Annotated in this window: 10 protein-coding genes; all 10 read left to right on the forward strand. The window is 28.5% G+C overall.

Going from position 1 to position 11830, the window contains the following annotated elements:
• The first annotated feature begins 34 nt into the window (after positions 1-34).
• The 10 genes from N4A48_RS00210 (at position 35) to N4A48_RS00255 (ending at position 11727) form a co-directional block, all read left to right on the forward strand.
• The gene (locus tag N4A48_RS00210) at positions 35-1528 is read left to right on the forward strand and encodes a YjjI family glycine radical enzyme (RefSeq protein WP_293663662.1); all 1494 of its coding nucleotides are present in this window, start codon (positions 35-37) and stop codon (positions 1526-1528) included.
• Positions 1521-2357, forward strand: coding sequence for a YjjW family glycine radical enzyme activase (locus tag N4A48_RS00215; RefSeq protein ID WP_293663663.1), 837 nt, complete (start codon positions 1521-1523; stop codon positions 2355-2357). Before N4A48_RS00210 ends, N4A48_RS00215 begins: the two co-directional genes overlap by 8 nt.
• Before the next feature lie 235 nt (positions 2358-2592).
• Entirely contained in the window at positions 2593-2868 is a 276-nt protein-coding gene (locus N4A48_RS00220) for a CD3324 family protein (RefSeq protein ID WP_293663664.1), read from the forward strand.
• Positions 2869-3094: 226 nt separating this feature from the next.
• Positions 3095-3805 carry an alpha/beta hydrolase gene (locus tag N4A48_RS00225; RefSeq protein WP_293663665.1) on the forward strand — a complete coding sequence of 237 codons (711 nt, stop codon included), beginning with the start codon at positions 3095-3097 and terminating at the stop codon, positions 3803-3805.
• A gap of 137 nt (positions 3806-3942) precedes the next feature.
• Positions 3943-4566: an Hsp20/alpha crystallin family protein gene (locus N4A48_RS00230; RefSeq protein WP_293663666.1), complete on the forward strand. Its 624-nt coding sequence runs from the start codon at positions 3943-3945 to the stop codon at positions 4564-4566.
• Between the two features lie 113 nt (positions 4567-4679).
• Complete coding sequence (locus N4A48_RS00235) at positions 4680-4847, forward strand: hypothetical protein (RefSeq protein ID WP_293663667.1); 168 nt, start codon at positions 4680-4682, stop codon at positions 4845-4847.
• A gap of 79 nt (positions 4848-4926) precedes the next feature.
• A complete protein-coding gene (locus tag N4A48_RS00240; RefSeq protein ID WP_293663668.1) occupies positions 4927-9132 on the forward strand; it encodes a 2-hydroxyacyl-CoA dehydratase in 4206 nt (1401 codons plus the stop codon).
• Between the two features lie 250 nt (positions 9133-9382).
• Positions 9383-9619, forward strand: a complete 237-nt coding sequence (locus N4A48_RS00245; RefSeq protein WP_330665012.1) for a sigma-70 family RNA polymerase sigma factor — start codon at positions 9383-9385, stop codon at positions 9617-9619.
• 171 nt (positions 9620-9790) lie between these two features.
• The gene (locus N4A48_RS00250; protein ID WP_293663669.1) at positions 9791-10633 is read left to right on the forward strand and encodes an AraC family transcriptional regulator; all 843 of its coding nucleotides are present in this window, start codon (positions 9791-9793) and stop codon (positions 10631-10633) included.
• 83 nt (positions 10634-10716) lie between these two features.
• The gene (locus tag N4A48_RS00255) at positions 10717-11727 is read left to right on the forward strand and encodes an MATE family efflux transporter (protein WP_293663670.1); all 1011 of its coding nucleotides are present in this window, start codon (positions 10717-10719) and stop codon (positions 11725-11727) included.
• Positions 11728-11830: the final 103 nt, after the last annotated feature.

The following is an 11830-nucleotide window of genomic DNA, read 5'->3' on the forward strand; positions in this document are numbered from 1 at the left end:
TGGTTAAAATATTTTAAATGGAGAGTGGAGAACCATGACTAATATTTTGAACATAATAAAGGATACTACTATGACTTATGAACAGAAGGTTATGAGTCTTGCTAGGGCTGCAGAGGGAACTTTAAATGTGCTAGAAATAAGTGAGATGGCACAAAAGTACAGAGAAGAAGGAATAATATGTGATCTTAACGAAGGGAATTCTCCGTACAGACCTAGATATATAGTTCCTGATTATGAAAGATTTATTACAAATGGAAGTGAGTTTTTAGGTATAGAGCCTCCCAAGGATATTTGGGAAGCAGTAAATAGTTTACTAATTTTATACAAGCACGTTCCATCAATAACATCTTTTCCTGTTTATATAGGAAATATAGATACACTACTTGATAGGTTTATAGAGGATGAGGATGAAGCTTATAAAGCTATAAAATTGTTTTTAACTCATATTGATAGAACTATTACAGATTCATTCTGTCATGCGAATATAGGTCCTAAAGATACAAAAGCTGGAAGACTTATATTAAAAGCAGAAAGAGAACTTGAAAATGCAATACCTAATATAACTATTAAGTATTCTGATGAAACTTCAGATGAATTTGCAATTGAATGCATAAAAACAGCTCTTGTAACTGCTAAACCTAGCTTTGCAAATCATAAAATGTTTTTAAATGATTTTGGACAAAATTATGCAATAGTAAGCTGTTACAATGGTCTTAATACAGCAGGCGGAAGTCATACCTTAGTTAGATTAAATCTTGCAGGGCTTAGCAAAACATCAAAAGATGAGAATGATTTTATAGAAAATAAGCTCCCAGAGGCAGTAAAAATAATGGCTAAGTACATGGATGAAAGAGTAAAATTTTTAGTAGAAGAAAGTGGTTTCTTTGAATCAAGTTTCTTGGTTAGAGAAAATCTAATAGAAAAAGATAACTTCACAGCAATGTTTGGTATGTTTGGACTTGCTGAGAGTGTAAATCATTTTATAAATTCAGACATTAAAGAAGATAGATTTGGCCATAGTCAGAGGGCTAATGAATTAGGAATTAGAATAATCCAAAAACTGGAAGAAGAAGTAAATAAGCATGAAGCTATTTACTGTAAAGCTTCAAATAATAAATATATTCTTCATGCACAAGTTGGAATAGATACAGATGAAGGAATAAGCCCAGGATGTAGAATTCCTATAGGAGAAGAACCTGAGATACATCAGCAGTTAATTCAATCAGCAAAATTTCATAAATACTTCCCATCTGGGATAGGTGATATATTCAACTTTGACTCTATGGCGAAGAAAAACCCGGAATATATACTAGATATAATAAAAGGTGCATTTAAAGAAGAAATGAGATATTTCTCTTTATATTCTACGGATTGCGATGTTATAAGAATCACTGGATATTTAGTTAAAAAGTCAGAAATAGAAAAACTTCAAAAAGGTAAGCAGGTACTTCAAGATACTGTAGTTTTTGGAATGGGAGCTGTAAATAACAATAAGGTATTAGAAAGAAAGATAAGAAAAGATGTGTAAGGGCTTAGTAAATAGAATACTTCCATTTAGCTCTGTTGATGGACCTGGCAATAGAAGTGTTATATTTATGCAGGGATGTAATTTTAACTGTTTGTATTGTCATAATCCAGAAACTATAAATATATGTAACAACTGTGGAAAGTGTATAGGTATATGCCCAAATAAAGCATTAAAGTTTAGGAAAAATATTGTTGAATACGACAGTAGCTTGTGCACCCAATGTGGACTATGTTTAAAGGCATGTGACAGAAATAGTGATCCAAGAGCCAATAGTATGTCAGTAGAGGATATACTGAATAAAATAAATAAGGTGAAAAATTTTGTATCAGGAGTAACCGTTTCAGGCGGAGAATGTACAATGAATCTAAAATTCTTACTAGAACTAGGTGAACGAGTTAAGGAAATTGGGCTCTCATATTTTATTGATACAAATGGTTCTATATCATTAAAAAACCATTTAAAATTTGTAGATGTAGTAGATAAATTTATGCTTGATGTAAAATCCTTTGATAAAAAAGAACATATAAAATTAACAGGACAAGATAACACTAATGTTCTAGAAAATCTAAAGTTTTTACTAGAAAAGGATAAGTTATATGAGGTAAGGACTGTAATAGTTCCAGAAGTGCTGAACAATAAAAATAATGTAGATAATGTAAGCAAGATTATAGCTAAATACAATACAAATGTAAGGTATAAGCTTATAAAATATAGACAATTAGGAGTAAGACAAGACAAACTCATATCTTATACTCCGGGGCAAAATTTAATGGAAGAATACAAAGAAATAGTTACAAAAAATGGATGTAAAAATGTTGTTATAATATAGTTAAAATGATATGGTAAATATTACTATAGTAAATAAGGATTTTAGTGAAAGGTGAGGATTATGTATGAGAGATGTATTTGAGCGTACTGTTAGAAAAGGCTCCGTGCAAAGACTACATAAAAAATATAGAACAGGGTCTTGCTTGGAGCCGAATTTTGATTAGTTTAGGTTAAAATATTTTTGTGTGGGCTTTGCTTCGTTATGTGCAGATTAAATGTAGATTGGAGCAAAAATTATGAAATATGAAAAAGCACAAAATATATTACCTCATGATATTCTTGAATTGATTCAAGAATATATAGATGGTGGATATCTATATATACCCAGAAAAAGTGATAGTAAAAAAGCTTGGGGTGAAAATAGTGGTATAAAAAATAGTTTAAAGAAAAGGAATAAGGAAATTTTTAATAGGTATAAACAAGGGATGCTTGTTAAAGAACTTGCTGCACAATTTTATCTTACAGAACACAGTATTAGAAGAATAATTAGGAAAGAAAAGCAGAAGGTATAAAAATAAGAGGTGTTTTTATGTTGTCCATTTGGATGATATAAAACATCTCTTTTTTTAAAAAAGTAGAATTATGATTTTTGGACAACTTTATTACAGAATCATTTATGTACTAGATAGTTTAGTAGAGACAAGGTTATAATTTTATTAGGTAAATGAATTATAAAGAATGTCAAAAAAATTAATATAAACTAAATAAGTTGTTTATATTTATGGAGGGTAAATTGTAATGAGAAAACAAAATTTAAATATAGAAGATATTCCTGCGATTTTATGGGGGGATAAATCAGATAAGTTGTTTGTAGTAGTTCATGGGCATATGTCAAATAAGGAAGATGATACCATTGTTATATTTGCAGAAGAAGCAACAGAAATAGGTTATCAAGTACTTAGTTTTGATTTACCTGAACATGGTGATCGCAAAGATGAAAACTATGCTTGTAAAGTTCAAAACTGCATTCAAGACCTTAATACAATTATGTGTTATGCAAAAGTATTATCAAATAATATAAGTGTATTTGCCTGTAGTATTGGAGCATATTTTAGTCTATTAGCATATAAAAATGTGAAGTTGAAACAATGTTTGTTTCTCTCACCAGTTGTAAATATGGAACGTATCATAAAGAATATGATGACATGGTTTAACGTAAGTGAAAGCAGATTAAAAGAAGAAAAAGAAATTCCAACGCCTACTGGACAAACACTTTATTGGGATTATTATTGCTATGTGAAAGAAAATTCTATTGATATTTGGAATAATTCAACTTCAATTCTCTACGGTTCAGAAGATAATTTGTGTGAGTTTGATGCACTATGTGAATTTATGAACAGTTTTAATTGTAATTTACAAGTAATGCAGAATGGAGAACATCATTTTCACACAGAAGAACAATTACAATTTTTTAGACAATGGTTGAATAAGAATATTTATATTAATTGAGGTAGATAATAATTGAATATAAACTTTAAAGAACAAAATCCTGCGTTAAAATTATTAAATCAAAAATGAATATATTAGTACATATTTGTTCATAATACTCTTGGGTTAAAAAATAAAAAATTCGAGGAGGCAACACAATGAATCAAAATTTTAATGAATTACGCTTTATGCCAGTTTCAACAAATATGTCTAATATGGGTACTACAGTAGCTTATTCTTTAAATCCAACAGCTACTGTAAATGCTATGAATACTAATATAAATACTGGTAGTGGAATAATTACTAATCATATAAATCAAGGATGGGGTGGATATAATCAATCTCAATTTATAGGACATCCAGTTGTTTCTGCTAGTCATTATAACCAATTACAAAATGGAGGATTTTTACAAGGTCAAGGAATTCAACCACAAGAATATATAGGTGCTCATCAAAATTATTATGTGAGAAGTTTTGTAGTTCAACCAAGTATAGATATTTCTGAGACTGCAAGTGATGTAGTTGTTACTGCATGTGTAGGAGATTTAGGAATAAATAATATGAATTTAAATGCAACTGATAATTCTGTTTCTATTTCAGGATCTGCATGGACAGGAACTGAGAATCTTATATTAAACAGAACTATACCTTTACCAACAAGTGTAAGAGCAGAATCAATTGATGCTAATTTACAAAGTGGAATACTTGAAATAAGATGCCCTAAAGTAGAAAAGCAAGTAAGACAAAGAACTATTATGAACGGCGAACAAATTCAAAAATAAATATATAAATAAAAGAGCAGTTAATGGAATTATTTATTCCATTAACTGCTCTTTTATTTATATAAGAATAGGACAACATTTAAGCCTCATATAATCAAATGGGAGGCTTAAATATGAATAAAAAAATAAAATATAATGAAGTACATATAAGGGGAAATACAACTGTATATATAGTAGAACCAGATATACAATCTAGAGATGACATAAATTATATATTAGAAGAATTTCATGATATTAGCAGAGAAATTGTTGAAAATATATTAAAAAATAGAGATAAGTAATGAATTATAATCATATAATTAACAATACAATTCATATAAGGCATAGGGGGTGAGTTGCAGCTATGAAGCTGTGGATTATATGAATGATTTATTGCATATGGGATTGGATATAGGGTCTACTACAGTAAAGTTAGTCTTAATAGATAAATATAATAATATAGTTTTCAAAAAATATAAAAGGCATTATTCAGATATAACTAAAACTATTAAAGAAGTTATAAATGATTTATTTGATGAATTTAAAGATTTTAGCACAACTATTATGATAACAGGTTCGGGCGGTATGGGTATAGCTAAAATTTTAAATCTAGAGTTTATTCAAGAAGTTGTAGCTTGTACAAAAGCAATTCAATCTTCTAAAGAGAATGTTGATGTTTGTATAGAACTTGGAGGAGAGGATGCTAAGATAACTTTTTTTGAGGGATCAATAGAACAAAGAATGAATGGAACATGTGCAGGAGGAACAGGCGCATTTATAGATCAGATGTCATCCTTGATAAATACAGATCCTATAGGTCTTAATGATCTTGCAAAAAACTATACTGATATATATCCAGTTGCTGCTAGATGCGGAGTGTTTGCAAAGAGTGATATACAACCTCTTATAAATCAAGGAGTTCGTAGGGAAAATATAGCAGCTTCTATATTTCAAGCTGTTGTGAATCAAACTATAACAGGGCTTTCCTGCGGGAAAAGTATCAAGGGAAGAGTAATGTTTTTGGGAGGACCACTTTATTTTTTATCAGAGCTTAGAAATAGATTTAAGGAAACATTAAATTTGAGTGATAACGAAGCTATATTTCCAAAAGATGCTCAATTTTATGTAGCACTAGGAGCAGCTATAGAATCAAAAAATAAGAATATAATAAAATTTGAGAAGCTAAAAAATAATTTATATAAGTTAGATAATTTAAGAACTATGAAATCATCTAATATGGAGGCTTTATTTAATGATAAATATGAACTCGAAGAATTTAGAAAAAGACATAGAAAAAATAAAATTAAAAAAAATGATATTAAGGAGTATAAGGGAAATTGCTATTTAGGAATAGATGCAGGATCTACAACAACTAAAGTTGCTCTTATTGATGATAATAAAAATTTACTATACTCGTTTTATGGATTAAATGAAGGAAGACCTCTTGAGTTGGCAGTTAAAATATTGAAGGATATGTACTTTAAGCTACCAAAAGAAGCTAATATAGTATATTCGACTTCAACTGGATATGGAGAAGATTTATTAAAATCAGCTTTATCTTTAGATTATGGGGAAGTTGAAACTGTTGCACATTATAATGCAGCTAAGCATTTTTTGCCGGGTGTAGATTTTATTTTAGATATTGGTGGACAAGATATGAAATGCTTAAAAATAAAAAACGGTGTAATAGATGACATAATGTTAAATGAAGCGTGTTCATCTGGGTGTGGATCCTTTATAGAGACTTTTGCAAAATCTCTTAATATGGATGTTAAGAGATTTTCAGATAAAGCATTGATGGCTAAGACGCCAGTAGATTTAGGATCTAGGTGTACTGTATTTATGAATTCAAAAGTAAAGCAGGCTCAAAAAGAAGGATATGACATATCTGATATATCAGCTGGGCTTTCATACTCTGTAGTAAAAAATGCTCTTTATAAAGTAATAAAAATAAAAGATAAAAATGATTTAGGGGATAACATAGTAGTCCAGGGTGGGACTTTCTATAATGATGCTATACTTAGATGTATTGAAAAAATACTAGAAAAAGAAGTTGTAAGACCAGATATATCAGGTCTTATGGGAGCATATGGTGCGGCTATAATATCTAAAAATAGATACTTTAATGGATATAAAACAAATCTTTTAATAGAAGAAGAATTAAAGAATTTTTCAGTCAAAACTATATCTACAAGGTGTAAAAAATGTTCTAATAACTGCTCTATTACTATAAATAAATTTCAAAATGGTGAGAAATTCATATCTGGGAATAGGTGTGAAAAAGGAGTTAATCAAATAAAATCTCAGCATGCATTTGATATGTATGAATATAAATACAATAAAATATTCGATTACACTCCTATAGAAAAAGAAAAAGCTAAAAGGGGAACTATAGGTATACCTAGAGTACTTAACATATATGAAAACTATCCATTTTGGTTTACCTTTTTTAATGAACTTGGATTTAGAGTGGAAATATCACCTCATTCCTCAAGTAAAATTTATGAGCTTGGAATGGATAGTATACCGTCAGAATCAACTTGTTATCCAGCTAAAATGGTTCATGGGCATATAAATTATCTTGCAAAAAAAGGGGTAGATATTATATTTTATCCGTGTATAAGTCATGAAAAAAAAGAATTTAAAAATGCAAATAACAACTTTAACTGCCCTGTAGTAACATCATATTCTGAAGTTATTAAAAATAATATGAATATAATAAAGGAAAATAATATAAAGCTTATTAATCCATTTATACCTTATGACAATAAGAAAAGACTTATGAAAAGGATGTATGATATATTAAGAGAGTTTGAAGTATCAAAAAAAGAAATTGATATAGCAGTAAATAAGGCTTGGGATGAAGATGTTAGAGTTAAAAATGATATAAGAAAAAAAGGAGAAGAGGTTGTAAGATACTTAAAGGAAAATTCAAAAATAGGTATAGTTTTAGCTGGTAGACCATATCATATAGATCCTCAAATAAATCATGGAATACAAAATATAATAACATCTAATTCAATAGCTGTTTTAACTGAGGATAGTGTATCTCATTTAGGGAAAATAAAAAAACCTCTAAGAGCACTTGATCAATGGATGTATCATTCAAGACTTTATTCAGCAGCAAGCTATGTTAAGGAAAATGACAATTTAGAGATTATACAGCTCAATTCATTTGGTTGTGGACTTGACGCAGTAACTAGTGACCAAGTTAAGGAAATACTTGATACAAAGATATATACTTTGATTAAGATAGATGAAGTAAATAATTTAGGGGCTGCAAGTATTAGAATAAGATCCTTAATATCTGCAATTAAAGAAAAAAATAAGAACATAAAAAAATCTCAGTCAGATGATAAAAAAATATTTTTTACTAAGAATATGAAGAAAACTCATACTATATTATGTCCTCAAATGTCTCCTATACATTTTAGATTTATACAAGAGGCATTTAAAAGTGAAGGATATAATTTAGAAGTAATTAAGTCCTTGGATAGAAAATGTATAGATGAAGGACTTAAATACGTAAATAATGATGCGTGCTATCCCTCTATAATAGTTGTAGGTCAGATAATAAATGCTTTAAAATCTAATAAATATGATATAAATAATACATCAATAATAATATCTCAAACGGGTGGTGGCTGTAGAGCTAGTAATTACATAGGTTTTTTAAGAAAGGCATTAAAAGATGCAGGATTTAATAATATTCCTGTTATTTCTGCAAATCTATCTGGAATGGAGAAAAATCCTGGATTTAAAATAAGTATAGGTCTTATAAAAAAAGTTGCTATGGGTTGTATATATGGAGATTTATTTATGCGAGTATTATATAAAACAAGACCTTATGAGAAGGTTAAAGGTTCTGCAAATAGACTATATGACAGTTGGAGTTTAAAATGTTTTGAAAATATCATAAATGGAAAATTAGGTGAATTTAAAAAGAATATAAAAAATATAATACATGATTTTGATAATTTAGAAATAGTATATAAGTCAAAACCAAGAGTTGGTATAGTAGGAGAAATATTGGTTAAATATCATCCTCTAGCTAATAATAATATAATAAAAATGCTAGAAAAAGAAGGAGTAGAGGTTGTAGTTTTAGATCTTATAGACTTTTTTTTGTATAGTATTTATGGGAATATATATAGATATGAATACTTATCAGGGAAGAAAATAAATAAAGATATAAGCAAAATAACAATAGATTTCATAGAGCATATAAGAAACTATATAAGAAAACATCTAAATAAAAGTAAAAATTTTAATTCTCCAAATAAGATATATGAACTAGCTAATAAGGCAAGTTCAGTTGTATCTCTTGGAAATCAGACGGGAGAAGGGTGGCTTTTAACAGCAGAAATGATAGAGCTTATAGAAGATGGTGTTGAGAATATAGTATGCATGCAACCTTTTGGCTGTCTTCCTAATCATATAACTGGTAAAGGAGTAATAAAAGAGCTTAAAAGTAGATATCCAAAATCAAATATAGTAGCTGTAGATTATGACCCTGGAGTTAGTGAAGTTAATCAAATAAATAGAATAAAACTTATGTTATCAACTGCATTTGAGAATATAAAGTAAGAGGCTAATAGCCTCTTATTTTATATTCTCATTAGCTTTTTTATCCTATAGGAAATTATATCATTTTTTGCTTTGTGGATAACTTGTTAAAAAAGCTATATTTTCAACTATTTTTGAGCAACGGAGCCTGTAAGGATCGTTGGCGACATGAGTCACCGCGTTAGCGAGTAGACGAATTTTTTGTTGATAATATATTTAAGATAATGAAATATCTCTAATAGACATACTTGGAACAGATGTAGATCATGTTATTGATGAAGTTGAACTTAAAATACAGGTCAAAAAGTTATATGAAAAAATAAATCAAGTATTGACATTAAGAGAAAAAGAAATAGTAGAATTAAGGTATGGACTTACTAAAAGTGGTTATAAAACTCAAAGAGAAATAGCCCAAAGACTAGATATATCTAGGTCATATGTATCTAGAATAGAAAAAAGAGCTTTAAAAAAGCTTAAAAAAGAATTTAATTTACAAAAGGTACATTAATATGCATTAGTTTTAAATTTTAATATTTAGTTGTAAAAATGATGGTCATAATTATGATCATCATTTTCCATTTGTTTTTGAAATAATAGTTCTATCTTGGAGAATATGGTATATTATAAATGAGTTAGAACATACTTATTAAAATAAAAATTTATTATGGGGTGTATTGTTTTGTACAAAAAAATAATTATTGAAGCTATTGATTATATAAAGGAACACTTAGAAGAAGATTTGAGTGTAGAAAAAATTGCAGAGCATTGCCATTTTTCTAAATATTATTTTAATAGAATATTCAAATCAGAGGTAGGGGAAAGTGTTTATGCATTCATTAAGCGACTTAAGATAGAGAGAAGTGCTACTCAGATAATAAGAGAGCAGGATAAATCTATAACTGAAATCAGTGCAAGTTATGGATATAGTTCATCTAATTATAGTACAGCTTTTAAAAAACATTATAAAAAGTCACCAGCTGTTTTGAAAAAGTATTTTACTGATAATAAAATTATAGAAAATAATAAAGGATTTTTTGCAGACCTTACGAATAAAGATTATGATTATTATAACAATAAAATGGAATTAGTAGAGCTACAAGATATACAAGTGATTTATAATAGATTTATTGGTAATTATCATAATCTTAGAAATCATTGGGAAGGATTTTGTGAAAATTATAATATGTATTTTGATAAACAAAGTTGGCTGATTCAAATATCCTATGATGATCCTATACTAACTGATCCAGAGCGGTGTATTACAGATATTTGTGTTACTACAACTAAGAATATTAAATCTGACTTTGCTACCATGATAATTAAGGGTGGGAGGTATATGCTTTATAACTTTGAGGGACCTAGTGCAAAGGTATTTGAAACTTTTCAGGGATTGTTTAGTGTATGGTTGATTAAAACAAATCATAAAATAGAATTGGAAACACGAAAAATATTTATTAAATATAATGTTGTAGACTGTGAAAATAATTATTTTTCAATAGATATATATATACCAATAAAATAAAGCACAAATTCAGAAGTTTATATTTTAATACTCCTATATACTTATAGATATGTAAAAACTATAAGAATAGAGAGGAGTTTTTTATGAAATTAGAATTAATTGAAAAGCAACCGTTACAACATATTTTGAAGTATTCTATACCATCTATTATTGCTATGATATTATCGTCTTTAGTGAGTATAGTAGATGGATATTTTGTGTCAAAGTCAATTGGTAAAGATGCCTTAGCAGCGATTAATCTTGGGTTGCCTATACTTTTTGTTTTTTTAGCTGTAGGTATTATGATTGGAGCAGGGGGGGGATCTTTAGCTGGAAGACGCTTAGGAGAAAAAAATATTGATAAAAGTATTAATTGTTTTAACCAAACATTAGTAACAGGAATGATTGCTTTTACACTTTTATCTATATCTTTTACTTTGATGTTAAAACCAATTATATATCACGTAGGTTTAGAAAGTAATATAAGAGATATAATAAAATTATATTACGGTATAATGTTATGGGTATATCCATTTATGATGCTCAATATCATTTTGGGGATGTTTTTACGCTGTGAAGGCAAACCAAATCTTTTTATGATGAATACATTGATAACAACTATACTTAATATACTACTAGACTATGTATTTATTGTGATTTTACAGCAAGGTATAAAGGGCGTGGCTTATGCTTCGGAAATTGCAGTTATAGTTGGAACAATTATCATGATAGCCTATTTTGTAAGTTCTAAAACACTGTTTCATTTCAAAAAATATGAATTTATTAAAGAAGATTTAAAACAAACATTAACTAATGGTAGCTCAGAACTTATTGGACAACTATCATCTTCAATAACATTGTTTATTATGAATGCAGTTATTATGAAAAGGATGGGGCTTATTGGCGTTGCTGGAATGACAATTATAGGGTATTCTCGTTATATTTATAACATGATTGTTGTAGGCTTTGGTCAAGGAATAAGTCCAATGATTAGCTATAGTTTTGGCGCAAAGAAATATAATGTTGGAGTTATATTACGTAAATATACAAGCAGGATTGTTTTATTTTTAGGATTAGCCCCCTGTGGTAAGATAGTTGTCGTAGGAAAGAATTAATGATATTCTCGAATAAAGATAATGAAGGAGATTAGACCTATGGCAAAAAACAATAAAAGATATCCAATAGAAGAAAAACAGCAATTGATAAAAAGAATGCTGC

The sequence above is a fragment of the Tepidibacter sp. genome (assembly GCF_025210165.1).
Classification (GTDB): Bacteria; Bacillota; Clostridia; order Peptostreptococcales; family Peptostreptococcaceae; genus Tepidibacter_A.